At 52.6% G+C, this 26,004-nt stretch carries 23 protein-coding genes; 14 read left to right on the top strand and 9 right to left on the bottom strand.

The features are described from left to right. Nucleotide 1: 1 nt before the first annotated feature. From ABNT34_RS05955 to ABNT34_RS05895, 13 genes are all read left to right on the top strand, one after another. Nucleotides 2-1,063 carry a cupin-like domain-containing protein gene (locus ABNT34_RS05955; protein WP_348729700.1) on the top strand — a complete coding sequence of 354 codons (1,062 nt, stop codon included), beginning with the start codon at nucleotides 2-4 and terminating at the stop codon, nucleotides 1,061-1,063. Between the two features lie 19 nt (nucleotides 1,064-1,082). Next, complete coding sequence (locus tag ABNT34_RS05950; RefSeq protein WP_348729698.1) at nucleotides 1,083-2,591, top strand: tryptophan halogenase family protein; 1,509 nt, start codon at nucleotides 1,083-1,085, stop codon at nucleotides 2,589-2,591. A gap of 1 nt (nucleotide 2,592) precedes the next feature. Next, nucleotides 2,593-3,306, top strand: a complete 714-nt coding sequence (locus ABNT34_RS05945; RefSeq protein WP_348729696.1) for a DUF6445 family protein — start codon at nucleotides 2,593-2,595, stop codon at nucleotides 3,304-3,306. Between the two features lie 248 nt (nucleotides 3,307-3,554). Beyond that, entirely contained in the window at nucleotides 3,555-4,889 is a 1,335-nt protein-coding gene (locus tag ABNT34_RS05940) for a GH1 family beta-glucosidase (RefSeq protein ID WP_348729694.1), read from the top strand. A gap of 77 nt (nucleotides 4,890-4,966) precedes the next feature. Then, nucleotides 4,967-6,295 (top strand): glycoside-pentoside-hexuronide (GPH):cation symporter, encoded by a 1,329-nt coding sequence (locus ABNT34_RS05935; protein ID WP_348729692.1) that lies wholly within the window; start codon nucleotides 4,967-4,969, stop codon nucleotides 6,293-6,295. Nucleotides 6,296-6,370: 75 nt separating this feature from the next. Then, nucleotides 6,371-7,369 (top strand): LacI family DNA-binding transcriptional regulator, encoded by a 999-nt coding sequence (locus tag ABNT34_RS05930; RefSeq protein WP_348729690.1) that lies wholly within the window; start codon nucleotides 6,371-6,373, stop codon nucleotides 7,367-7,369. Nucleotides 7,370-7,393: 24 nt separating this feature from the next. Next, nucleotides 7,394-8,425, top strand: coding sequence for an SMP-30/gluconolactonase/LRE family protein (locus tag ABNT34_RS05925; protein WP_348729688.1), 1,032 nt, complete (start codon nucleotides 7,394-7,396; stop codon nucleotides 8,423-8,425). A 111-nt stretch (nucleotides 8,426-8,536) separates the two neighbouring features. Beyond that, a complete protein-coding gene (locus tag ABNT34_RS05920; protein ID WP_348729686.1) occupies nucleotides 8,537-9,322 on the top strand; it encodes a transporter substrate-binding domain-containing protein in 786 nt (261 codons plus the stop codon). A gap of 178 nt (nucleotides 9,323-9,500) precedes the next feature. After that, complete coding sequence (gene hppD, locus ABNT34_RS05915) at nucleotides 9,501-10,535, top strand: 4-hydroxyphenylpyruvate dioxygenase (protein ID WP_348729684.1); 1,035 nt, start codon at nucleotides 9,501-9,503, stop codon at nucleotides 10,533-10,535. Beyond that, a complete protein-coding gene (locus ABNT34_RS05910) occupies nucleotides 10,532-11,098 on the top strand; it encodes a VOC family protein (RefSeq protein ID WP_348729682.1) in 567 nt (188 codons plus the stop codon). Before hppD ends, ABNT34_RS05910 begins: the two co-directional genes overlap by 4 nt. Before the next feature lie 254 nt (nucleotides 11,099-11,352). Beyond that, nucleotides 11,353-11,643: a high-potential iron-sulfur protein gene (locus ABNT34_RS05905; RefSeq protein ID WP_348729680.1), complete on the top strand. Its 291-nt coding sequence runs from the start codon at nucleotides 11,353-11,355 to the stop codon at nucleotides 11,641-11,643. A gap of 203 nt (nucleotides 11,644-11,846) precedes the next feature. Beyond that, entirely contained in the window at nucleotides 11,847-12,611 is a 765-nt protein-coding gene (gene folM / locus ABNT34_RS05900; RefSeq protein ID WP_348729678.1) for a dihydromonapterin reductase, read from the top strand. A 5-nt stretch (nucleotides 12,612-12,616) separates the two neighbouring features. Beyond that, nucleotides 12,617-13,477, top strand: a complete 861-nt coding sequence (locus ABNT34_RS05895; RefSeq protein ID WP_348729676.1) for a CLCA_X family protein — start codon at nucleotides 12,617-12,619, stop codon at nucleotides 13,475-13,477. On the opposite strand, the gene ABNT34_RS05890 is transcribed toward ABNT34_RS05895, so the two are convergent. The 4 genes from ABNT34_RS05890 to ABNT34_RS05875 form a co-directional block, all read right to left on the bottom strand. Next, complete coding sequence (locus ABNT34_RS05890; RefSeq protein ID WP_348729674.1) at nucleotides 13,474-15,234, bottom strand: lipase family protein; 1,761 nt, start codon at nucleotides 15,232-15,234, stop codon at nucleotides 13,474-13,476. The genes ABNT34_RS05895 and ABNT34_RS05890 overlap by 4 nt on opposite strands. A 126-nt stretch (nucleotides 15,235-15,360) precedes the next feature. Then, on the bottom strand, nucleotides 15,361-16,728 hold the full coding sequence (dbpA, locus tag ABNT34_RS05885; RefSeq protein ID WP_348729672.1) for an ATP-dependent RNA helicase DbpA: 1,368 nt from the start codon (nucleotides 16,726-16,728) through the stop codon (nucleotides 15,361-15,363). A gap of 138 nt (nucleotides 16,729-16,866) precedes the next feature. Continuing rightward, nucleotides 16,867-17,781, bottom strand: a complete 915-nt coding sequence (locus ABNT34_RS05880; RefSeq protein WP_348729670.1) for an alpha/beta fold hydrolase — start codon at nucleotides 17,779-17,781, stop codon at nucleotides 16,867-16,869. Nucleotides 17,782-18,014: 233 nt separating this feature from the next. Beyond that, nucleotides 18,015-18,683: a Bax inhibitor-1/YccA family protein gene (locus tag ABNT34_RS05875; protein WP_348729668.1), complete on the bottom strand. Its 669-nt coding sequence runs from the start codon at nucleotides 18,681-18,683 to the stop codon at nucleotides 18,015-18,017. A 129-nt stretch (nucleotides 18,684-18,812) separates the two neighbouring features. On the opposite strand from ABNT34_RS05875, the gene nhaR reads away from it, so the two are divergent. Further along, entirely contained in the window at nucleotides 18,813-19,709 is an 897-nt protein-coding gene (nhaR, locus tag ABNT34_RS05870) for a transcriptional activator NhaR (RefSeq protein ID WP_348729666.1), read from the top strand. On the opposite strand, the gene ABNT34_RS05865 is transcribed toward nhaR, so the two are convergent. The 5 genes from ABNT34_RS05865 to ppnN all read right to left on the bottom strand — a co-directional run bounded on the left by ABNT34_RS05865 (nucleotide 19,706) and on the right by ppnN (nucleotide 25,969). Then, entirely contained in the window at nucleotides 19,706-20,917 is a 1,212-nt protein-coding gene (locus ABNT34_RS05865; RefSeq protein ID WP_348729664.1) for a methyl-accepting chemotaxis protein, read from the bottom strand. The genes nhaR and ABNT34_RS05865 overlap by 4 nt on opposite strands. A 166-nt stretch (nucleotides 20,918-21,083) precedes the next feature. Further along, nucleotides 21,084-22,091: an isocitrate dehydrogenase gene (locus tag ABNT34_RS05860; protein WP_348729662.1), complete on the bottom strand. Its 1,008-nt coding sequence runs from the start codon at nucleotides 22,089-22,091 to the stop codon at nucleotides 21,084-21,086. A gap of 193 nt (nucleotides 22,092-22,284) precedes the next feature. After that, complete coding sequence (locus ABNT34_RS05855; protein ID WP_348729660.1) at nucleotides 22,285-23,964, bottom strand: hypothetical protein; 1,680 nt, start codon at nucleotides 23,962-23,964, stop codon at nucleotides 22,285-22,287. Between the two features lie 5 nt (nucleotides 23,965-23,969). Further along, nucleotides 23,970-24,416 (bottom strand): DUF3192 domain-containing protein, encoded by a 447-nt coding sequence (locus tag ABNT34_RS05850; RefSeq protein ID WP_348729658.1) that lies wholly within the window; start codon nucleotides 24,414-24,416, stop codon nucleotides 23,970-23,972. 194 nt (nucleotides 24,417-24,610) lie between these two features. Beyond that, nucleotides 24,611-25,969: a nucleotide 5'-monophosphate nucleosidase PpnN gene (gene ppnN, locus ABNT34_RS05845; RefSeq protein WP_348729656.1), complete on the bottom strand. Its 1,359-nt coding sequence runs from the start codon at nucleotides 25,967-25,969 to the stop codon at nucleotides 24,611-24,613. Between the last annotated feature and the right edge of the window lie 35 nt (nucleotides 25,970-26,004).

Raw genomic sequence — 26,004 nt, 5'->3', positions numbered from 1 at the left:
CATGCAGCCGGTGACGGAACTGCAGCTCAATCACGAGCCAGGCAAGGTGCCGGATGCGGCTCTGCTTGCCGGCACTTTACAAATGCATCTGCAAAACGCCGAAGTGCCGCTGGTGCTGCGTGGTCTGTGTCGCGACTGGCCGCTGACACAGGCCGGCTTAAAAAGTCCGGCGGCGGCTTTGGAATTACTGCAAATCTACAGTGCCGGTTTACCGGTGAGCGCCTGTTATTTGCCGCCTGAAACCCAGGGCCGGGTGTTTTATAACGCGGATTTTTCTGGCTTTAACTATCAGGGCGGCCCGCTGCCATTTGCTGATTTGTGCCAGCGCCTGCTGGACCCGGCACTAAGCGCCAGCGGCGCCTCGATTTATATGGGCTCAACTGAAGTTGGTCAATATTTCCCTGGCATCCGCGAACAGCATCAGTTGCCGCTGGAAGGCTTGCTTAATGGGGGGCCGGGCGCAGCGCAGGCTTTAGTCAGTATCTGGCTTGGCAGCAAAAGCCGCATTGCAGCACATTATGATTTCCCGCATAACCTCGCCTGTAATCTGGTTGGCCACCGTCGTTTTACTTTGTTCCCGCCTGAGCAGGTGGTGAATTTGTATCCGGGGCCAATGGAATTTGCGCCGGGCGGGCAGGACGTCAGTCTGGTCGATTTCGCGGCGCCGGATTTTGGCCGTTTTCCGCGTTTTGCCGACGCTTTGGCCGCTGGTTTTCAGGTGACGTTAGCGCCCGGCGATGTGCTGTTTATGCCGTCGATGTGGTGGCACCATGTTGAAGCGCTGGATGACTTAAATTTACTGCTGACGCACTGGTGGCGCGACACGCCGGCATATCTGGGGCGGCCGAATAATGCGTTGCTGAGTGCCATGCTCAGCATCCGGCATTTACCCAGAGCGCAGCGTAAAGCCTGGCAGGCGTTATTTGACTACTACATTTTTGCTGACGAGCCAGGCGGTGGCGCTGAGCTGCCACCGGCGGCGCAGGGCTTATTGCGTCAACCGCTGGATGAAGCCACGGCGCGAGCGCTTCGAAGCCTGATTATTCAGAAATTACAACGATAAAAACAACAGGATTGGACAGATGCAGATGATGAAAAAACAACGGGTAGTGATCGCTGGTGGCGGCACTGCAGGCTGGATGACCGCGGCAGCGCTTGGCAAACTGATGGGCAAACAGCTGGATGTGACGCTGGTCGAGTCTGACGAGATTGGCACTGTCGGTGTTGGCGAAGCGACTATTCCGACTTTGCATCTGTACCATCGCCTGCTCAATATCAACGAAGCCGACATGATGGCTGCGACCAACGCCACTTTTAAGCTCGGCATCATGTTTGAAAACTGGCGCGACGTGGGCAAAGACTATCTGCACTCCTTTGGTTTTTTAGGCAAAGATTGCTGGGCCTGTGGTTTTCAGCATTTCTGGCTCAAAGGCCGTGACATGGGTTTGGCCTCCGAGATTGGCGATTATTGCGCTGAGCATCTGGCGGCGCGCGAAGGCCGTTTTGCGGCGCTGGCCGGGCAAGACCAAAACCATGCTTACCATTTTGATGCCAGCCTGTATGCCAAATTTCTGCGTGGCATTGCCGAAACCCATGGCGTCAAACGCATCGAAGGGAAGATTGCTGAGGTACAACAACATGTATACGGACAACAGCATCCGCAAAACGGCTTTATCAAAGCGCTGTTGCTCGAATCCGGTCAGCTGCTCGAAGGCGATTTATTTATCGATTGCACCGGCTTCCGGGCCTTGTTGATTGAACAGACCTTAATGACGGGCTACGACGACTGGACGCATTGGCTGCCGTGCGACAGCGCTGTGGCCGTGCAAACGGTGTCGAATGGTACACCGGTGCCTTACACCCGCTCGATTTCGCATCCGGCCGGCTGGCAATGGCGTATTCCGCTGCAAAGCCGGGTCGGCAATGGTCTGGTTTATTGCAGCAAATATCTGTCCGATATGGACGCAAAAACCTTATTAAAAGCCAATATACAGGGTGAGATGCTGACCGAGCCGCGGCTGATTAAATTCCGCACCGGCACGCGGCGTAAACACTGGAATAAAAACTGTATTGCCATTGGTTTGTCGAGCGGGTTTCTGGAGCCGCTGGAATCGACCAGTATCCACCTCATTCAGCGCAGTATTATTCGTTTGCTGCAGATGATGCCGGCCGGCGATGTGGTGCAGGCTGATGTCGATGAATTTAACCAACAGACCAAAATCGAGATGGAAAACATCCGCGATTTTATTATTCTGCACTACAAAGTGACGGAGCGCAGCGACAGTGCCTTCTGGCGGCATTGCGCGGCGATGGAGGTCCCGCCATCGCTGGCTCACCGCATCGAGATGTTTGGTGAGGCTGGTAAAGTCTATAAATTTGCCCAAGAACTGTTTGGTGAAAGCTCCTGGCTGCAGGTGATGCTGGGGCAGGGCCTGATGCCGAAACAACATCATCCGATTGTTGATTTGATGCCGCAGTCTGAACTTGCGCAGTTCCTCAGCAATATCAAAACCAATGTGGCGCGGCAGGTACAGGCCTGGCCGCCGCATTATGATTTTGTACAGCATTACTGTAAAAGCCGGATGATGTGAGGTGTATGCCTTTAATCCACAAGCAAAGCTGCACTGGCTGGAACTGGGCCAAAGCCGTACACGTGCTTTATTGATTGACGATGCGCTGCTGGACCTCACGCAGATCCGTCGTGACGCCGCAGCAGCGCAATTCAGCCATGACGCGGGGTCTTATTACCCCGGTGTTCGCGCCGAGTTGCCGCAGGCTTATGCCCGTACAGTGCTCGAAGCCGTGTATCCGCTGTTGCTGCAGCTGGTGCAGCCACCGCCGGATCACCGGTTGGTGCCGCAGCAGTGGTATTTGTCGTTGCTGACGACGCCGGCAGAGCAGTTGCAACCGCTGCAGCGCCTGCCGCATTTTGACAAAGCCGAACCGCTACATCTGGCGATTTTGCATTATCTGGCCGAAGGTCCGCATGGCGGCACCGGTTTTTTTCGCCACGAAGCGACTGGTTTTGAAAAAATTGTGCCGACGCAGCAACAGCAATATTTCAGCACACTACAGCAACAGCTAATGGCTCAAGGCGGGGCAGCATCTGGTTTTCCTTCTGCTGAAACACCGTTTTTCAGCCTGTATCAGCAGCTTGCTTATAAACCCAACCGCTTATTGATTTATCCTGGTCATTTGCTGCATTCCGCTCTGGTGAAGCCGGCGACCGACTTGTCGGCAGATCCGCTGAACGGCCGGCTGACCGCCAACTTGTTTGTGCAGTTTCAGCCCAAAGCTTCCCAGTGATTTTTTCGCTTATCTAGCACTGTACTGAAAGCGCTAACAAAGCGTTTTTTTACGCCAATTACTGAATAAAAGCCGCGAAATTTCAAACTGCTTGCTTTGTCTGCTTGACCATTCGCTGAGCAGTTGTTACAGTCAATTGAAAGCGCTTACAAATTAAAGTCTGTGACCTGCCAACCATGCAGTGTCACAGCCGAACCCGGTCCTGGGATCTGACAACACGACCTTGCAGCAAAAGCAAAGAGACAAGCATGACATTAAAACTGCCCGCGGATTCCCGCATTTTAAACACCGATTTTGTCTTTGGTGTTGCCACATCTTCTTTTCAGATTGAAGGCGGCCTGGACAGCCGTTTACCTTGTATCTGGGATACCTTTTGCGCAACTCCTGGCGCTATTCGCGACGGCAGTCACGGCGCTTTGGCTTGTGATCACGTCCGTCTGTGGCGCGAGGATGTAGAGCTCATTCAGTCACTTGGCGTGGATGCCTATCGGTTATCTTTGTCCTGGCCGCGGGTGATGCTGCAAAATGGTGAACTCAATCCAAGCGGGGTGGCTTTTTACCGCGACCTGCTCGGTGCGTTAAAAGCGCAGGGCATCCGTACTTTTGTCACGCTGTATCACTGGGACTTACCGCAACATCTGGAAGACCAGGGCGGCTGGCGCAATCGCGACACCGCCTACGCTTTTGCCGATTACGCCGACAAAATCTCCAAAGCGCTGGCGGATCTGGTTGATGCCTGGGCCACGCTGAATGAACCGTTTTGCAGCTCTTATCTCGGTTATGAAATTGGCGTGCATGCGCCAGGCTTAAAAAACAAAGGCTGGGGCCGGCAAAGCGCGCATCATTTGCTGTTGGCGCATGGCCTCGCCATGCCGAAATTGCGGCAAAACGCGCCGCAGGCACAGCATGGCATTGTGTTAAATTTCACGCCTTGTTATGCCGAAACGGATGCGCCGGCTGACGTGGCGGCGGCAGATTATGCTGACCAATATTTTAATCAGTGGTATATCAAGCCTTTGTTTGATAAAGCTTATCCGGCTTGTTTCAGTCAGCTTTCGGCCGAAGAACAGCCGCAAATTCAACCTGGCGATTTTGACATTATCGCCGCGCCGCTGGATTATCTTGGCATCAACTTCTACACCCGCCATGTCTACCGCGCTGATGCGGAACTGGGTTTTGTCGTGGTCGATCAGGTTGGTGTCGCCAAAACCGATATTGGCTGGGAAATTTATCCGCAGGCTTTTACCGACCTGCTGCTGGATTTACACCGTCGTTACCCGTTACCGCCGCTGTACATCATGGAAAACGGCGCCGCCGGTGCTGATGAACTGGTCGATGGCCAGGTGCAGGACGACATGCGGCTTGGTTATTATCAGCAACATTTGCTGGCGCTGGATACTGCGATGCGGCAAGGTGTGGATGTGCGGGGCTATTTTGCCTGGAGTCTGATGGATAACTTTGAATGGGCCGAAGGGTATCTGAAGCGCTTTGGTATTGTTTATGTGGACTACGCCACACAGCAGCGCGTGATCAAACAAAGCGGTTTAGCCTTTCGCGACCTCAGCTTAAGCCGCAAAGGCTAAGCGCAAATAATAAAAAACGGCGCCAACGATGCGCCTGATAAAACTACAACAAATCAACAACTTTGACAGGGTGGCTTATGCTCAGCAAGCGGGAGAAGATCGCGTACGGTCTTGGCGACACCGCCAGTAATATCGTGTTCCAGACGGTCATGATGTTTCTGACTTATTTTTATACCGATATTTTTGGCTTAGCGCCGGCTTATATTGGTTTTATGTTCCTCGCCGTGCGCATTATTGATGCAGTCACAGATCCTATTATGGGCGCCATCGCCGACCGCACCCACAGCAAACACGGTAAGTTCCGGCCTTATATCCTGTGGGGCGCTATTCCTTTTGGCATTTTAAGTGTGCTGGCTTTTACCACGCCGGATTTGTCCGACCAGGGCAAAATGATATATGCCTTCGTCACTTACACGCTGTTGATGCTGGTGTATACCGCGGTGAATATCCCATACTGCGCTTTAGGCGGAGTGTTAACGGCCGATCCGCAGGAGCGGGTGTCGGTGCAGTCGTATCGGTTTGTCTGTGCTTTTATCGGTGGTCTGTTGGTGTCGGCTTTGACTTTGCCGCTGGTAGATTATTTTGGTGACGGCGATAAAGCCAAAGGTTATCAGCTGACTATTCTGCTGATGAGCGTGGCGGGTGTGGTGATGTTTTTACTCTGTTTTGCCGGCACGAAAGAACGGGTGCAGACGGTGGTTGAGCGCAAAACCAATTTCCGCGAGGATTTTAAAGCCTTGTGGCAAAACGACCAGTGGCGGGTGTTATCGGTCGCCGCGCTGTTTTTGTTGACCGGTAACGTGCTGAAAAACACCATGGCGATTTATTACGTTAAATATTATTTGGGCGCGCCGGATGACATCACCTTATTCATTACGCTGGGCATGTTCGGCAGTATGCTCGGGTGCATCGTCGCCAATCCGCTGGCGAAAAAAGTCGAAAAAGTGAAGGCTTACATTGGTTTACAACTGGCGGCGGCGTTTTTCTGTGCGCTGAGTTACTGGATCGCCGCGGATCAGCTAAGCCTCGCTTTTGCCGTCTTTATCGCCTGGAACTTCTGTTTTAATGCGGCCACGCCGTTGTTGTGGGCCAAGATGGCTGATACGGTCGATTATGGCGAGTGGAAAACCGGCATCCGCACCACCGGCATGGTGTATTCGTCGATTATTTTCTTTATTAAACTCGGGCTGGCACTGGGTGGTGCCGCAGCTGGCTGGCTGTTGGCTGGTTATGGTTATCAGGCGGATACGGAGCAAACGGAGACGGCCCGCAATGGCATTTTATTGTCATTCAGCTTGTTCCCGGCTATTGGTTCAGTCATTGTTGCCATCGTGATGCGGCATTATCTGCTGGATACCGCCAAAGTGACGGCAATTCAGGCGGAACTGAAGCAAAGCGCCGGCTAAATTGTCAAAGAGGCACAGCTAAAAAGCTGATACTATTGGGTTTATCAAAGCACAGCTTGGGGGCTCATCACACCGATGGCTACGATTTACGATGTCTCACTGCGCGCCGGCGTGTCGCTGGCGACAGTGTCCCGGGTCATTAACAAAAACAGCAATGTCAGCGAAAAAACCCGGCAGAAAGTGCTGGATGCGATGGCAGAGCTGGATTACCGGCCCAATACCATTGCCCAGTCGCTGGCGTCCAATGTGTCCAATAGTGTCGGTGTGCTGGTATCACAACTGGACGGTCCGTACTACGGCCCGATGATGGCGGAAATTGAAGCCGCACTGCGTGCGCAAAATAAACATGTGATCATCGCAGTAGGTCACAGCGACGCGGCGGTGGAGCAGGACAGCGTCGAGTTTCTGCTGAGTCGCGGTTGTGATGCGCTGATTCTGGATGTTGAAGCGGTGTCGGATGAGTATCTGGTGCAGCTCAGCCAGCGCTCAGTGCCGATTGTGCTGATCAACCGCTACATTCAGGCAATGGAACCACGTTGTATTTACCTCAATAACGAATTAGGCGGTTATCTCGCCACTCGCCATCTGGTGGATTTAGGCCATCGCAGTATTGCTTATATCTCAGGGCCAAAAAATAAACACGACGCGATGGAGCGTTTAGTTGGTCATCAGCGCGCCTTGGCTGAAGGCGGTCTGGTGTATGACCCGGCGCTTTATATCGAAGGTGATTATAAAGAAGAAGGCGGTGAGGCTGGCATGCTGGCATTACTGCAAACCGGTAAGTCGTTTACAGCGCTGGTCTGTGCCAACGACCAGATGGCCTCCGGTGCTATCGCGGTTTGCCTGCAACGCGGTCTGGTGATCCCACGGGATCTGTCCGTCATTGGTTACGACAACATTCCGTTCGCAAAATACATCTCGCCGAAACTCACCACCGTCAATAACCCTATCCATGAAATGGGCAAGATGGCGGCGTTGTGGGTGTTGCGCCATGTGTATGCCGACGACCAGACGCAGGTTCATAACGTGTTTGAACCAGAATTGGTGGTGCGTGGCTCGGCCATTCGCGCGTAATAATACATTTCGGAGCCTTGAACCATGACTGCGTCCCGCCGGTTTACTGCAAGTCTGCTTGCCCTGTTATTGTTTCCTTTCGCCGGACTTGCTGCAGTGCAGGCTGCAACACCCTGGCCGGCCGAGCTGCCACAACAGCCGGTGGAAGTGCGGGACACGGCGATGCTGCAGGTGATTGATGCGGGCGCAACACTGGAGATTTTGTCCAGCGGCCATCAGTGGGCAGAAGGGCCGGTGGCAGAACCCGGCAGCGGCGCTGTGTTGTTTTCTGATGTGCCAAAAAATCAAATCTGGCGCTGGGCGCAAGCCACAGGTGCAACCTTATATCTGAGCCCGTCTGGCGCGACCGGCTATAAGCCATCGGTGCTGAAAGAAGGCAGCAACGGGCTGATTTTTAATAAAAAAGCTGAGCTGGTGCTGGCGCAGCATGGTGACCGCCGGTTGGCAGTGCGCACCGCGCAGCAAGGACAACAAGCGACTTTCCGCACTCTGACTGAGCACTATCAGGGCAGAGCTTTTAACAGTCCAAACGATGTGATTGAACTGAAAGATGGCCGCTATTTATTTACTGACCCACCTTATGGTTTAAAAGACGGCGACCAGTCCACTGACAAACAACAAGCATACAATGGGGTGTATCAGCTCGCGTCCGATGGTGTGGTGAGCCTCATCAGCAGTGTGTTGACCCGGCCAAACGGGCTGGCGGTCTCCGCGGATGAACAGTTTTTGTATGTGGCCAATTCTGATCCCAAGGCGGCGCAGTGGTGGCGTTTTCAGCGCAACAGCAATGGACAATATCAGCATGGCGTTGTATGGCTGGATGTGACCGCAGAAGTGGCCAAAGCCGAAGGCTTACCGGATGGTTTAAAAGTGCTGCCGAATGGCATCTTACTGGCAACAGGGCCTGGTGGTGTGTGGGTTATTAACGCAGATCGGCAAGTGCTGGGACTGATCAAAACCGGCGTGGCGGCGGCTAACGTGGCGCTGAGCCTGGACCGGCAATATCTCTATATCACCGCCAGTCAATATCTGTTGCGGATTAAGCTCAAAACTTAAGCGCAATATTTAATAGGCGACATTTCGCATTGACGCTCTGGTCTGCATGGTTTTTGTCAAGCAACTCTGGCATAGTGCTTTTCAGCTCCGCAGTTGTCAGGGTTTTCGCCGATGCGTCGTTTTTTCTGCACTGTTCTGTTTTTTATCGCAGGCCCTTTGTATGCGGCTGCCACGCTGCAGCTGCTGACCGAACATTTTCCGCCCTATAACTATCAGGATGGCGACCGCATCACCGGCATCAACGCCGAAATTATTCATCGCCTGTGTGAAATCACTAATACAGAATGCGGCATGCAGCTTTATCCCTGGTTACGGGCTTATGAGTATGCATTGCAGAATCCGCAAGGTGGCCTCTTTACCACATCGCGCACGCCGGAGCGACAGGCTAAGTTTCAGTGGGTTGGGCCATTGGCATCGTCCAGAGCTTTTTTATACCGCTTAAAAAGCCGTCCGCAGGTCAATCCCAAGGATTTACAGCAAGCACAGCAATTTGGCATCGCAGTGGCGCGGGGCGACGTTTACGAAGAATTTCTGCTGCAGCATGGTTTTGTCCGCGGCAAAAATTTGTTGGACTTCCCATCAAAGTCTGCACCTATTGCACTGTTTTTACAGGGGAAAGTCGATTTGATTATCGGCTCCGAACTGGTGATGCCGGCCTGGCTGGCGGCGCATCAGGCCAGCGTCGACCAGGTAGAGCCGGTGCTGGAGCTGGAAACCAAAGGCGATAATTATCTGGCGCTGAATCTGGCGGTACCGCCGGCGCAGGTCGACGCCTTACAGCAGGCGCTGGATGAGATGAAACGCAGTGGCGAATATCAGCGCATTGTGGCGCGGCTATTTGTCGAAGCGATGCCGAAAGTACAGGCTAATAAAATTAAAAACTCCGTAAATAACTGAATTGAATTAATTTATTTAATTACGCTGAGATCTGCTGTCATTGAATGCTGACAGTGGTCAAGCGGTCTGTTTTGCCGCTTTGGCCGCGACTTTGATCTATATCAACAAAATCCCCCGCTGTGGCCTTTATCGTGAAGTGGTTATTAAATTTACAATATATTCACTTTTTGGAGCCGACATGCAGCTTAATCCACTGGGTCTGCGGGGCATCGAATTTACCGAATTCGCCGCCGCCGACAGCAGCTATTTACATCAGGTTTTTCAGGCTTTTGGTTTTTCCAGAACCCGGCAGTTCAAAGGGAAAGCCATTGATTATTATCAGCAAAATGACATTCATATCTTATTAAATCGTGAGCGCAGTGGTTTTTCAGCCGACTTCAGTCGCGCCCATGGCCCAGCTATTTGTGCTATGGGCTGGCGGGTTGATGATGCTGTTGCCGCAAGGCGTATCGCGCTGGAGCGTGGCGCCCGTGGCGCAGATCCGGCAGCGACTGACCTGCCATATCCGGCCATTTACGGCATTGGCGACAGCCTGATTTATTTTATTGACCGCTGTCACGCCACAGGTTCGATTTATCAGCGTGATTTTGAGCCACATGATGAACCGGCGATTGTTGAAGATTTAGGCTTCAGCTGTATCGATCATCTGACCAACAACGTGGTGAAAGGCACCATGCAGCATTGGGCAGATTTTTATAAAAATGTGTTTGGTTTCACTGAAGTGCGTTATTTCGATATCAAAGGCCAGCAAACGGCGTTGTTGTCTTATGCATTACGCTCGCCGGACGGCAGTTTTTGCATTCCAATCAACGAAGGTAAAGGCGATGATCGCAACCAAATCGACGAATACTTGCGTGAATACAATGGCCCCGGTGTGCAGCATATCGCTTTTCTGACCGACAACATTCTGGATTCACTCGACAAGCTGGATCATCAGGTGATTGATACGCTGGATATCCATGACGACTATTACGCCAAAGCTTTTGCCAGGGTGCCGCAGGTGCGAGAAGACAAACAGCGGATCCAACAACATCAGGTGCTGGTGGATGGCGATGATGACGGTTATTTGCTGCAAATTTTCACTAAAAATCTGTTTGGGCCGATTTTTGTCGAAATTATTCAGCGCGTCGACAACTTAGGGTTCGGTGAAGGCAATTTCCAGGCGCTGTTTGAATCCATTGAACGCGACCAGCAAAAACGGGGGTTGTTATGACCATGCCTTTAACCAGCAGTATTAAAGTCCGGCAAATCCATCATGTGGCCTATCGTTGCCATGACGCAAAAGAGACAGTGCAATTTTATCATCAGGTGCTGGGCATGAATTTTATGCTGGCCATTGCTGAAGATCAGGTGCCCTCGACCAAAGCGCCGGACCCTTATATGCACGTGTTTTTAGACGCCGGGCAGGGCAATATTCTGGCGTTTTTTGAATTGCCAAATTCACCCAAGATGGGTAAAGACCCACATACACCGGACTGGGTGCAACATATAGCGCTGCAAGTCGAAGATGAGGCTGCCTTACTGGCCGCCAAAACGGAGTTGGAACAACGCGGTATCGCCGTTGTCGGGCCGACCAACCATGAAATTATCCGCTCGATTTATTTCTTTGACCCCAATGGCCATCGCATTGAACTGACCTGTGTCACTGCGACTGCTGCCATGCTGCAACAGCTTGATGCGGTGAAGTGGCAGATGCTGGAGGAATGGTCGCAAACCAAAAAGGCGCCGAAACAGGCGGCCTGGCTGCATCAGCAGGAATTTACCGAACCTGCCTGAATCCCATCATTTAAAACCACAGTTTGAGGCCTTGTACCAGCGCGGGATAAATCTGCTTCCGCGCTTTTCTCGTCAGAAACTGCGCCGGATCAATATTTGCGACAGGCAGAGCTGGCAAAATCATCCATACTGCAATTCGGTGCGTAAATGTTATGGATTTGGGCGCAAACCAAATCCCGACAGCCGTTTCTGCCAAACATTTTTCGACAGCAAACAACAAAAACCTGATATCTACCGTGCAACAGGAGCAAGCAATGTCTCAACTTGATCGTCGTTCCTTTTTAAAACTCTCTTCCGCAACATTAATTGGCGTCACTATGGGCGGCGTCAGCCTCAATGCCGTGGCGCAGGAAGCCGTCAAAGCTGATGATCCGATGGCTGTGGCCATGAAATATGTCGCTAAATCCACCACTGCGGACCAAACCTGCGGCAACTGTATGCATTTTGCCAAAGATGCCAAAGGCGATACCGGCGGCTGTGCTATCTTCAGTGGCAAGTTAGTGGCCAAAGGCGGCTGGTGTGCAGGCTGGATGAAAGCCGCTTAATTGCAATCTGTCACAGCCCGATAAAAAAGCGCCGCCGGCGCTTTTTTTCTGCCGCAAAACCTTGCAGGCAATACCAGACATAAATGCTTTGCTGATCGAACTGCGGTTTAACTGCGTAAAAGCCGCGCTGTTGTGCACAGTCCGCCTCGCCGGAACTGGCTAACTTCTGGCATAATTCAGTGAGCATCTGCTCTGGAGTCTCTATGACGGGAATGGTTTTGATCACCGGTGCGGCGCAGCGGGTTGGGTTACATTGTGCACTGGGGCTGCAACAGGCCGGCTATCAGGTGATTGCGACTTACCGTCAACCAAAAGCCGGCGTGGAGCAGTTGCGCCAGGCCGGGGTTATTTGTCTGGCGCTGGATATTGAGCCGAACAGCGATTTAGCACTGCAGGTTGCTGAAATTGCCGCTGCAGTCCGCAATTTGTGTCAGCAGTATGAGTTGCCACTGCGCGCCGTGATCCACAACGCCTCCAGCTGGGCCGGTGAAGCCGAATCCGATAGCGATTTACTGACGCAGCTTAGAGCCGACGCTGCAGTTTTTGACGAGATGTTCCGCATCCATACCAAATTGCCTTATCTGCTGAGCCGTGCGCTGGCACCGCTGTTAACTGCAGCTCAGGGGCAACTGGCTGACATTATCGCCATCAGCGATTTTGCCGTGAATACCGGCAGCTGTAATCATATGGCGTACGCGGCTTCCAAGGCCGCACTGGAGAATCTGGTACTGTCACTGGCGCGCCAGTTGGCGCCACAAGTGAAAGTCAATGCGATAGCGCCGGCCTTATTGATGTTTAATGACGACGACAGCGCCGAGTACCGCGCTTTTACGCTGAAAAAATCGCTGATGGAAATAGAGCCAGGGCCAGCGGAAGTGCTGCAAAGTATTTTGTATCTGCTACAAAGCCGGTATATCACCGGCCGTGTGCTGGCGCTGGATGGCGGCCGGCATCTGAAGTTGCCCTGACCCCGATGCAGCAGCATGCGCCGCTGCCGCGTATTCAGCGGCCGTATTTTCGTAATGGCCCGCAGCACCGTGCCGGCGCAGATGTCAGTTTTGGCGATATCGTCAAAATCTTTGATTTTCGCCGGATTAAAATCGGCCGCTGGGTTAACGCGATGGAGACCCAGCTGGCGGCTAATCTGTTTTTTGATGCACTATCGGACCTGCAATTGTTATTGCAGGTGCCGCCGCAGGTTATTTCGCTGAATGGTTCACTGGCGCTCAGTTTTGGGATTGGTGGCGAACCCGGCACCTGTGCCTTTTATCAACCACAAGGCCGGTTGCTGGCTTTGTCTAAAAACGCCGGTGGCGGTTCGCTGGCGCACGAGTGGTTTCATGCTTTTGACCACCATATCGCCAGCCGTTTGTGCACCGACGTCAAAGCCACAGCTTTCGCCAGCAGCAGCTGGTTGCATGGCGCAGCCATACAGTCACACCCGCTGAATCAGTTGTTAGCTGCAGGTTTCGCGCATTGTTTGCTTTCGCCGGATGGCGAACAGCCGTCGGCGTATTTTCAGCGTAGTGCAGCCGCCGACCGCAGCAGGGGCACTTTGTACTACGCGCTGCCGGAAGAGCTTTGCGCCCGCGCTTTTGAAAACATGTTGCAGCGCCAGAGTCTGCAAAACAGTTTTTTGGTCAGCGGCACGATCTTCTCATCACGCCGGGGAAAACACAGCACAGAGCCATCACAACTGCAGCTACAACAACAGCATGCGGCGCTGTATCCGGATGCCAATGAAAGCAGTCAGTTAGCGGCTAGTTGGCTACAGTATTTTCAGCGCCTGGGTCAGGCGCTGTCTCGCCCCGCAGTGAATCAGAACGTCCGCTAAAGCTGCCTGGCCAGCAAACTGACATAGTTTTTCATTTTGTGGTCATCCAGATGCTGGCGCAGCGCCGCTTCCGCCTGGTTGGCATCACATAACACCTGGTCCAGCAGCATCAGCCAGCGCGGCGGATTAAGCTGCAGCTGGTCCAAATCATCAAAATAATACAGCTGGCCGCTGTGCCGGTAATCAGGCAACGGCGGCAGTTTGGGCACTATGTCGCGTTGATTCACGTAACGGCGATAAAACGGCAACAGCTGCGCTGTGATGGCCTGACTTAACTGCACATCACCGACTTTAGGCTGGCCAAAAGTCACCACACCGGCAAGTTTGCTGCCGGGTTTTTGACTGAGTTTAAGCGCCAGTAAAATGGCCAGTGCGCCACCTAAACTATGGCCGGTGATCCACAGCGGCCGCTCCAGTCCTGCCTGTGGCTGTTGTTGTTGCAGATCCGCAAGGATAGCGTCGGCCTGAGTACAGAAGCCCTGATGGGCTTTGCTGTTACTACCCAAAGGCCAGTTGACCAGTGGACACTGCGCATCGGTACGGATATCGGCCAGTTTGCCTTCAGTACCGCGGCAAATCAGCACATCATAATCAGCGCCGCGGGCGTACAGATACTGCGTATCCTGTCCGACCGACCTGAGTTGTCCGCTTAGCAGAAACGTCTGCAATTCCAAATCCAGCTGGGGTCCATCCAGATACACCAAATCTGATAACCGCGCGAGTTGTAGGTCCATCGCCGCCAGCGGGTTTAGTTTTTTGCTGGTCGCGACCACTGCACTGCTGTTCATCACAGGTGCTGCGCTGGTTGTATTGCTATCCAGTGCTTCAGCAGCAGCCTCGCTGCTCGCTGCAGTACTTGGCCGGAATTTTTGTTTGACCGCCATCAGTTTCTGCAAAATATCAAACCAGAACGGAGCGCCTAACGATAGAGCGAAGCCGGTCAGCAAATAACCAAACCAGATACCGGGGGCTTGCCAGGGCCAGGACCAGTTGTCCTGATGACCCAGCAATGGCGCGGTTTGCGTCAGTTGTTGCTTCAGGGCCAGCGTGTCCATACATTGGGTTTTGTCTTCCCGGCACAGTTCTGTCGCCAGTTGTGGATTGGCTGCCAGATTTTCCGCCAGTAATACCGCTTGCTGGCGGGCGAGCGGATCTGAGAATAATTTTTGGTACAAGGCGATGGAATCTACATTCATGCCGATGGCGACGACAAGACCAATCACCAATTGCAGGATGCCCAATTTGCGCTTAAACCAGCCGACAGCCCGGTCGCAGCGGTCATTAAACCAGTCCTGGACCAAGTGCTGAAATTGCTTTGGGTCCGCATGCGCTTGTTGCCAGAAATGCAGCAAACTACTGCGGGTAGCTGAATCTGGCAGCTGTTCCAGCCGCTGTTGGATCTCCAGTGGTGATTGACTGAGTTGCGACAGCGGAGCGCCGAGCTGTTGTTCCAACAATACTTCAGTGGCGATATCCGCCGGAATATAAGAGGGCAGGCCAAAACCAAGGCGTAGCCAGAGTTTGCGCACGGCATTACCAGGGGCATCATATTGCATCAGCTGACGGATGCGGGGATGTAAATAAAAGGCTGTGGTGCGGGTTTTGCCGATAAGACCGGTAAACACCTGGCGCAAATTCCGGCCGCGCATACCGGACGCCTGACTAATACCTTCACCAATAGCGGTAACCAATAAACTCAAAGTCAGATAAATTCCGACCAACCCGATAAAAGCATCGAGCATTTCCAGACCAGACATAACCCATTCCCTGTGCCGCTGAACCGATGTTCGAGCTTAGCTGGAATTTATCAGACTGCCCAGTCGGGTTTACAGCGGAAGGCAGACGCCGGGTGACAGCGTCTGTGACAGGTATGCAAAGCCGGATCAGCAGATCCGGCAGCGGAAGTTCCGGCCTTTAATACCGGCACTGATGAGTTTCAGCGCATGTTTGGCTTTGGCCGCAGGCACGGCGACATAAGAGTGAAATTCAGTAACCTGAATTTTGCCAATCTGGTTGCCGTCGATTTGCTGGTCGACCGTCAAAGCACCGACAATATCGCCGGCGCGTAATTTGTGTTTTTTGCCACCGTCGATCCAAATCGCCGCCATCGCCGGGGCACGCGGCGGCCGCTGGCGCAGTGAAGCGTCCGGCAGCGGCAACAGTTGTTCGGCTTGTGGATACAAATCTGCCAGCAATGCACGCTTATAATCGTCAGCCGGGGCCACCAGGCTGACCGCGAGGCCAGAGGCGCCGGCGCGGCCGGTGCGGCCAATGCGGTGCACATGGGTTTCAGTGTCATGCGCCAGCTGCACATTCACCACTAAATCCAGCCCCTGAATATCCAGACCACGCGCGGCGACATCGGTCGCGACCAGCACGTTGGCGCTTTGGTTGCTGAAGCGGATCAAAGTCAGATCGCGGTCACGTTGTTCGAGGTCGCCATGCAGTGCCAGAGCGGCAAAACCCTGATCGGCCAGGTACTGCCACAGCTCATGGCATTCGCGTTTTTGGTTACAGAACAACACGGCAGAGACCGGCTGATGTTGTTTCAGTAACAACTCAACCGCGGCAAAACGCTGTTCCGGGCTCACGGCATGAAATTGTTGCTCGATGGCGGGTTTGTTGTCGGCAGTTTCTATCTGCACCCGCGCTGGCTGTTTCAGGTAACGGCTGGCCAGCTGTTCAATTTGTTTGGGGAAAGTGGCGCTGAATAACAGCGTCTGGCGGCTCGCCGGTGTCTGCTGCACTATGGCATCTAAACTTGGCGCAAAGCCCATTTCCAGCATGCGGTCGGCTTCGTCCAGCACCAGCAGGTTCAGATCCTGCAGTTGTAACGAGCCTTTTTGCAGATGTTCTTCAATCCGGCCCGGCGTGCCGACAATGATGTGGGCGCCGTGTTCCAGGCTACCCAGTTGCGGCCCAAACGGTACACCGCCGCATAAGGTCAGCACTTTAATATTGTGAATGGCCCGGCCTAGCTTGCGAATTTCGCTGGCGACCTGGTCAGCCAGCTCGCGGGTTGGACACAACACTAGGCTTTGAATGCGAAACCGTTTGACGTCGAGTAACTGCAACATGCCAAGGGCAAAAGCTGCTGTTTTACCTGAGCCTGTCTGCGCCTGTGCAATCAAATCCTGTCTGGCCAGGATCAGCGGCAAACTAGCCTGCTGCACTGGCGTCAGGGTAGTGAAACCAAGGTCGTTGAGGTTTTGTTGCAGTTCAGGTTTCAGCTGGATGTCGGTCGGATTCATCGGTCACTCGGCGCAGGGAAAAGAGCGGCGCAGTGTATAGATTTTCACCGCCGGGTCAATGTTTTTCGGCGGTTCCGGTTTCGTATATCCGGCTGGATGCGTGGGGTAGCGACACCATCAGTATTGTGTGTTTTGTCCTTAGCCGGCTTTTAAGAAGCGAAAAACACTGCTGTAATACAAATCTGGCTGATCCAACCAGCCATAGTGCGCACATTGCGGCAACAGCACTAGCTTAGCATTGGAAAAACTGCCGGCAATAGTTTGCGCGGTCTCAGTGCTGATAATGTCATTTTCGCCCTGTAGCACCAGCACTGGCGCGTTGAACTGCTTGAACTGTGCTTTGAGGTCAAAATGGTTTTTTTCCAGGTCGGCAAACATCAGCTGATTGATCGTCAGATTAACGACTTTTAGCCGGGCAGCAATCAGCGGTGCTTTGCTTTTGTCGACGACATAAGCGCGGGCCCGCAGCTGCGCCAATGTGTCCCGGGTACTGTCCGAATCGTCACCGCTGCGCTGACGCAGCTGATACATCTGCAATCGGATTTGTTCCTGCAGACTCAGATTGTTTAACAGCCGTTCGGCGATCTGGTCGCGAAACTGTAAATCCAGGCCACCCGACGATGAAAAAATCAGTTTGCTGATATATTGCGGATATTTCGCCGCATAAGCGGCGCCCAGCATGCCGCCAAAAGAGTGGCCCAGTACCACCCATTTCTCGATGTGCAGTTGTTGGCGCAGCTGTTCGATATCCTGCACCATCAGTGCTAACTGGATGGTTTCGGCATTAATACTGGCTAGCCTGGAGTGACCAGTGCCACGCTGGTCAAACAAAATGGTCTGATAACCTTGTGCCGCGATGGTTTTTGCCACAGCTTCAAAGCCGGCACTATCCAGGCCTGGGCCGCCATTGATGATCAACACCGGGGTACCGCTGCCAAAAGTCTGGTAATAAATATTGCCGGCATAACCGGACTCTGCCTGCGCCACAGCGGCGAAACTCAGCAGCAATAAGACTAAGCCACGTTGGATGTAACTTATGAGAATAGAGACCACCGACGGAACCTCAGCACGATCATCATTAAAACCGGCATTACGTTAGCAGGTTCGCCACATACTGGCAGCGGTTTTGCGGGAATGGCTTTGTAACAGAACTTGTCTGTCTTCAGTTAGCTTTGGCTGCAGGCAAAAAAAAGCCCCCGAAAACGGGGGCAAAGAGCGGGTGTCGAGTTGCTCAAGGGTCTTACTAACGGAACATGAACTGGAAAACGTCTAACGATAAAACTTGGTTACTCATCGCTGTTCATAAAACCCAGCAGCTGCAGCAGGCTGGTGAACAGGTTAAAGATAGAGACAAACAAACTGACTGTAGCCATGATGTAGTTGGTCTCACCGCCATGCACAATCTCACTGGTCTGATACAGGATCATGCCGGACATCAGCAGCACAAACATTGCAGATACCGCCAGGCTTAAGGCCGCAATTTCAAAAAAGACGGCACCCAGACCGGCCAGAAAAGCGACCAGGATGCCGACGGTTAGGAAACTGCCCATAAAACTGAAATTGGTTTTCTTCACTAACGCGTAGGCTGACAGCGCGAAGAAGATGGCCGCAGTGCCTGCCATCGCCAGCATTACAATCTCACCACCGTTTGGCAGCGCCAGATACCGGTTGATGATAGGGCCCAGGGTGTAACCCATAAAGCCGGTCAGACCGAAGACACCGACCAGACCCATAGCGCTGTTGCGGAATTTGGTGGTGAAAAATAACAAACCAAAATAACCCACCAGTGTGATCAAAATGCCTGGGTGCGGCAGATTCATACTGGCGCTGATGCCAGCTGTGACAGCACTGAATGCCAAAGTCATCGCCAGCAAGGAATAAGTGTTACGCAGAACTTTGTTGGCCTGTTCGACGCCGAGAGCGCCGCTGTAGGCCTGTTGATGATATGTCGTCATATGCACTCCGGATTAAAAGTCACTGTTGCCAGCTGATTTAAACTGACTGCATTAAAACAAAGATTGTGTCATTCGGTAAAATCGAATATATCTAATAGCAAATCAGTTTTTAACTTACATGGTGAGTGCATGACACCGGTCAATTTTAATCAGCTGTATTATTTTTATCTGGTAGCAAAAGAGGGCAGTATCGCCAGAGTCAGTGAACAGCTGCATGTCACAGCACAAACCATTAGTGGTCAGCTGGCCGCTTTGGAGCATAGCACCGGGACGGCGTTGTTTGTCCGCAATGGCAAAAAATGGGGCCTGACTGAACTGGGTCGTGTGACTTATCGTTATGCGGAAGACATTTTCCGTTTAGGTGATGAACTACGTGCAGTGCTAAAAGGCAACCACGGCGTGCAATGGCAGACGTTTACCGTTGGTGTGACCGATGTCCTACCCAAGGCCTTTATTTATGAAATGTTAAAGCCGGTGTTTACTTTGCCGGAGCAACTGCGGCTGATTTGTGTCGAGGGTGAACAAAGTCAGTTATTGGCAGATTTAGCGCTTAATAAACTGGATTTAGTACTGACAGATCAGCCGCTGTCGCCGTCCAGTCCACTGAAAGCTTATAGTCATCAGATCGTCGAATCCGGCACCAGTTTTTTTGCCAGTCCACCACTCGCGACCAGATTAAAAGCCGTCAGTTTTCCGGCCTGTTTACATCAGCAGCCGTTGTTGTTGCAAAGCAAAAGGTCGATTATCCGTCAGCGGCTGGATGCCTGGTTTGCGCAATGCGCAGTCAGTGGGCAGATCATTGCTGAGTTTGATGACAGCGCGCTGATGAAGGCTTTTGGTCAACAGGGACTTGGTATTTTTTCCGCGCCGAGCCTGATTGAAGAGGCGATTTGCCGCCAATATGAAGTCGAGGTGATCGGTCGCACTGATCAGGTGAAAGAAGTGTTTTATGCAATTTCGCCGGAGCGTAAATTAACGCATCCGGCGGTATTACAGCTGGTGCAGGCATTGGCACAGGGCGGTTAGTGTGCAAATCGGCCGAGTTGCTGCTGGGTTTCTGCTGTGGCTTTTAATAAAGTCTGGCCGGCGGTTTCAATCGATGACATTTGCTGATAAGCGCTGGTAGTGCCTTGCTCAATGGCGCTTAAATGCTGGTGCGTTTGCTGATAACTTTGCTCCAGATCTAATACTGAGCCAGTGATCTGCTGCACACCTTGTTTGGCCTGGCTCAACTGTTGTTGCAACTGGGCAAATTCACTGGCCGTCATGCCAATCGATTGTTGGGCCTGACCGGCCTGCTCGTTCAGTCGCTCTGATTCGGCGCGGGTATCGCGCACCAGTCGCTCCATATCATTGAGGAAGCCGGAAATTTGCCGGGTTGCTTCATTGACCTTCGCCGCCAGGGTGCGGACTTCGTCAGCAACGACTGCAAAACCGCGGCCGGCGTCGCCGGCCCTTGCCGCTTCAATCGCAGCATTAAGTGCCAGCAGGTTGGTCTGATCCGAGAAGTTCTCTACCATTTGCAGAATTTGTCGCACATTTTCTGAATTTTTCTGCAGCCCTTCGACTGTCGCACCAAAGGTTTCCAGCAACTGAACTATGCCGGATAACTGCGTTGAAATGGCCTGCATGCCGCTACTGGCGTCCGCGGCTTTGGTCACTGTGGTCTGGGCAATCTGATTCATCTGGTCACCGGTGCTGACAATGGCAGCCAGCTGGTCCAGCACATGGTCGCTTTCACTGCGGATTTTTTCGCTGCGCTGCTCGGTTGCCTGCAGGTGGCTACGGGTAGTTTTGACCGCACTGCTGACTTGTTCGTTAATCTGGTGGGTATGTTGGGCCTGCTGATGTAACTGAGTGAGCAAATCGGCGAGCTGGCTGACAAACTGGTTGTATTCTTCAGACAAGGTCCGAAACTCGTCATAAGTAAAAGCGGGCAGCCGGTGATTTAAGTCTGTGCCGTTTTGATTGGCTTTTTGTAGCGCCTGCACCAGTGCCTGCACTGGCCGCACTATCAGGTAAATCAGATAACCGATGGTAAATAAAAATGCCGCAGTCCCCAGCAGTAGTGTGGTCCACCAGGCACTGCTGGCACCGCCGGTATCCGGATAAGCAAAATACAGTGCCAGCCAAAAAATAATGGTTAAAAAACCGATGTTACCGATGATTTTTTTGCTGAGACTATCAAAAAAGGTGCGTTCTACCGTGGTATACAGACTTGAAAACCAACCCATGCCGGACTCCCGCTAACTGATTGTGGCTGTTGCAGAATCTACCATAGCAAAGTTTCAGCAGTTTGCGGTAAATCAGCCTTCGCTATGATTGGCCATAAATTTGCGACAAAAAAAGGCTGCCCGGGGGCAGCCTGATTCAGTTGGACCATCAACATTTAGATTTTATTCAGAGACGTTCCAGCACGGCCTGAGTAAAATCTGTGGTGCCGTGTGTACCGCCGAGGTCGCGTGTGGTGCGGTCGCCGCTGGCGATCACATCTGTCACTGCGGCCAGAATGCGCTGCGCTTGGTCTTTCATACCGAGATATTCCAGCATTTGGATCGACGCCAGGATCACTGAACTTGGGTTGGCCAGATTTTTACCGGCGATATCCGGCGCACTGCCATGCACTGCTTCGAAAATTGCACAATCTTTGCCGATGTTGGCGCCAGGTGCCATACCCAGACCACCGACCAGACCGGCGCAGAGGTCAGACAGAATATCGCCAAACAGGTTGGTGGTGACAATGACATCAAACTGCTGCGGGTTCATCACCAGCTGCATGCAGGCGTTATCAACGATCATTTCAACTGTTTGAATATCCGGGTAACGGGCGGCAACTTCCCGCGCGGTCTTCAGAAATAAACCTGAGGTTGATTTCAGGATATTGGCTTTGTGGACAATAGTGACTTTTTTGCGTTGCTCACGACGGGCCAGTTCAAAAGCAAATTCAACGATACGCTCTGAGCCTTCGCGGGTGACGATGCTCATCGCTTCCGCTAATTCACCGTCGTTTTTGACAACCTGCCCAGCGCCTGAGTACATGCCTTCAGTGTTTTCACGCACTGTGATGATATCGATATTCTCGTAACGCGCTTTGGTGCCTTTAAAAGAGATCACCGGGCGCACGTTGGAATACAGGTTGAATTTCTTGCGTAAGGTCACGTTAATTGAGGTGAAACCTTCGCCAACCGGCGTCGTCAGTGGGCCTTTTAAGGTAATTTTGTTACGGGCAATGGCGTCCAGCGTGGCTTGCGGCAGTAATTCGCCAGTTTTCTCCAGCGCCGTCAGGCCGGCATCGACATATTCGTACTGAAAATCACATCCAACTTTGTCCAGAATCGCAATAGCGGCATCGACAATACTTGGGCCAATGCCATCGCCTTTGATGACAGTAATAACTTGTGCGCTCATAGCTAACCTTCGTGGTGGATTTGGCTGAAATAAATGCAGGAGTCTTGGGCTCTGCTGAGCCTCTGGTCTGAGGTCTGGACTCCGGCGGAACGGCGCGACTATAGCATTTTTCGTTATTCGTTACCAGAATGGCAAGGCAGTGGAGCTATAAGTCGTATTTATAATGGATATAGCGGAAAATGATGAAAGAAAACTACAGTTTGGGCTGGAGTGGCCAAAATGCGGTACAATGTTGCGTCAGTTGCTGCAACCATTCGCTTAATGGAATTGCAGGTAAATCAAGGGCATGGCGTGCATTTTTATAAAGTGCCTCAAGCTGTGCCGGTGCTGTGGTGCTGCCAAAAAAGTACAGTTCGGTCAGGGTCCAACTCAACTGAATTAACAGTTGAGCACTTTGCTGCTGGCTGTAGTCGGCTTGCAGGCCGACCGGACTGCGAAATTGCAGCACAGCGTCCTGCCAGAGCAGGCCAAAGCCGGTGGCGGCCAGCAACTGAGCTATTTGTTGCAGACTGTCGGGCTGTTGCCACAGCAGTTTGCGGCATGCCGTGGCCAGCGACTGTGCGGGCCGGGCATCGCGATGCAGTGGTTGATGCCGGAGTTCATCATGCTGTTGTAGCTGCAGGCTGACACAAGCCGCCATTAACCGGCTTTGCGGCACCGATAAATCCAGAGTTTTGGTCTGTTGTGCCAACAACCCCAGTGCTTGCTGTAACACTTGTTCCAGCTCTTTGAACCATTCCCGCCAGGGTTGGGCACATAAGGCTGTTTGTTGTGCCAGCCAGGATTGGCGCAACAACAGCGGTAATTGTTCAGTACCGATCAATGCCAGTGCATGCCGCACATCTGTGATGACGCTCTGCTGACGGCTTAGTTGTGACGCCGCCTGGCATAACAACTGGCAAAAGGCAGGGTGGCTTTGCAGAAAACTGACCTGACGGCTGACCGGCCATTCCGGATTGAGTTGCTGGATCAATGCCAAAGACATAGGTTCCGGATCAGCGGTTTCCAGCATGTCGCGTGCTTGCCGCACTAAAAGTGTTAACCAGGCCGGATCACGGCAGACTTTGGGGGGTAACAGCTGCAGGCCGGATCCTGTCAGTTCTGTTGGAGCTGCACTAAGGCTTTTTAAATTCAGGTCAAACAAATAACCTTTTAAATCCGGTTCGGCTTCGGTGATAAATGCCACGACACCGATGCTGTCGCTACAAAAACGGCCGAGCTGATGCAATGCCGCGCCGCTATGACTCAGCAAGGTCAGTAACTGCTGGGTCAGTGGATTTGCCTGACGCCACTGCTGGCGAAACAGTGTTTCAAACCCGATCTTACCGGCGGTATCAGGCGCGACCAGAGGCGAACTGAGTTGATAGACCAGCACCAGGACTGCTGCCAGCGGGTTCTGCTGCCAGATCGGGACCTGTTGGCGTAACCGGCAACAGCTGGCAAAGAGTTGCAGCCAGACGGCAGGTAACTGCTGCTGATGACGCCGCACTGTTAACAGCCATGGGTCTGCAAACAATTGTGGCTGGGCAAAGTCTTTACTGAACATGTCCGGCGTCAGACCGCTTAACGCGGCAAAACTGGCACTGAGCAACTGTTCCTGCAGCGCCAGCGGCCAGCGACCATGTTGCGCCAGCGTCAGGATCAGCACGGCCTGTTTCATCGCTAAATTCGCAATAGGCGGATGACCCGCAGAGGAGAGGGCTAACTGAGCCTGCAGCAACGCCGGCTGCTGTTGATAAAGCTGACAGAACTTTGGCGCTATCTGTTCACAGGCGAGTTGAAAGCGGCCAGTGCTGAGCAGCGTCTGCGCCTGCGGATACAAGCGTTGCAGGTACTGATATAGACTATTTAGCTGCTCGACGGCCTGACTCATTTTGTTCAGGGCCTGGCCGGTTGAGATTGGCGGAATTGTTGCAGCGCGGTATCACCGACCGCAATGAGCCGGCGGTTCAGATAAAGCAGCGCGGTACATTCGGTTTTCGTGGTAATGCCGTCGGATATGTCTCTTTGCGTGCGGTAATAGGCCAGCTGATACAGATCGGCGCCCAGTTGATAGGCTTCAGTGATATCGGGTCCACCGAGTTTTTGTCTGATTTGATCCTGAGTCACTGTGGAGTTCGGTGCTAAGTTGCTGATAAATTTTCGGTTATAAGCTTCGCGATCGGTCCAGGCCATAGAATCCGGATCATCCTGATAGATATTAAGTGCCAACCAGGTTGCCAGCGGATAGAACGCTACCAGCAAAGCCGCGAGCAATCCCCAACGCAGATACATTTTCATCACGGCACCACCGCGATTGGGTAACCAGCAATCAGAAGCAAACATTTTCCTGCTGTTTCAGTTGTCATGTGTAGACCTCCCATACAAAAAATCTGCCAAGTTGCATCATGCTGTCTCAGCATTACTGTGATCAGCACATAAAGCGGCGCGAAGCCCGGGCAATAACCAATATACAGGGGCCACAGCACTCCGGCGCGTTAATACGCCGGAGTGGAAGCTTCAAACGACGGGTGCTTTGTTTAGCGGCTGATTTGATAGCAGGGGATATATTTACTGCCGGGCAGTTTCATCCGCCCCTGTGCCACGAAGGCTTCCAGCAGGTTGTCCATCAGTTCCATCAGTCCTGGCTCACCGGACAGGATAAAAGGACCGTGCTTGCTGATAGCTCTGATGCCTTCATCTTTAACGTTCCCAGCGACGATGCCGGAAAATGCCCGCCGCAGATTGGCTGCCAGTCGGGCTTTGTCCTGCTCAAGATGCAGATTCAGACCCGCCATATTCTGGTGGGTTGGCGCAAACGGATGTTGGAAGTCATCATCGATTTGCAGTGTCCAGTTAAAATGATAGGCATCGCCGACAGATTTACGGTACTGACGAACATTCTGACAGCCTTGTTTCAGTTTTTGTGCAACCGCCACCGGGTCATCAATGATCACTTCAAACAAATCCAAAGCGGCTTTGCCCAGAGTTTTTTCGATAAAACTTTGTAATTCAGTGAAATAAGCAGCGCTCTGTTTCGGACCTGTCAGGATCACCGGTAAAACCTGCTGGCGGTTTTTCTCGTGCAGCATGATCCCAAGCAAATACAGCAATTCTTCCGCAGTCCCTGCGCCACCTGGGAAAATAATAATACCGTGGGCGGAGCGGATAAAAGCTTCCAGCCGTTTTTCGATATCCGGCAGGATCACCAGCTCATTGACGATAGGATTTGGCGGTTCGGCGGCAATGATGCTGGGTTCGGTTAGCCCCAGGTAACGGCCTGTGCTGATGCGTTGTTTGGCGTGACCAATAGTGGCGCCTTTCATCGGGCCTTTCATCGCGCCGGGGCCACAACCGGTACAGATATCCAGCCCACGCAGACCAAGCTGATATCCCACTTCTTTGGTGTACTTGTATTCAGTTTCGTTGATGGAATGTCCACCCCAGCACACGATCATATTTGGTGTTGCACCTGGAGCTATGACCTGAGCGTTGCGCAGAATATCAAACACGGTATGGGTGATGTGTTCGCTGTTATGCAAATCCAGCCGTTTTTCGTCAGCGCCCAGGCGAGTATGATAAAACAGAATGTCGCGTAGCACTGCGAACAAATGCTCATGGATGCCTTTGATCAATTCGCCATCCACAAAAGCGCCGGCCGGCGGGTTAAACAGCTCAATTTTGATGCCACGTTCTCTGGCAATTAAATTCACTGCGAAGTCTTTAAACTGGTCATAGATCTCAGCAGAACTGTCGGTATGACTACCAACATTCAGCACGGCGAGGCAACAGTTGCGGAATAATTTAAAAGTTTCACTGTGGGCATGTTGCTTCAGCTGATCAACTTCCAGCTGTGACAACAAATCCATCGCACCTAACGGGTTTAACTGTACATGCATCTTGCTCTCCTTGGACGGCACGGGGACCTGCATGG

The sequence above is a fragment of the Rheinheimera texasensis genome, from assembly GCF_964031785.1.
GTDB classification, from domain to species: Bacteria; Pseudomonadota; Gammaproteobacteria; order Enterobacterales; family Alteromonadaceae; genus Pararheinheimera; species Pararheinheimera texasensis_A.
Note: the sequence above shows the minus strand (reverse complement) of the source record. Positions and strands in the feature narration are given on the sequence as shown.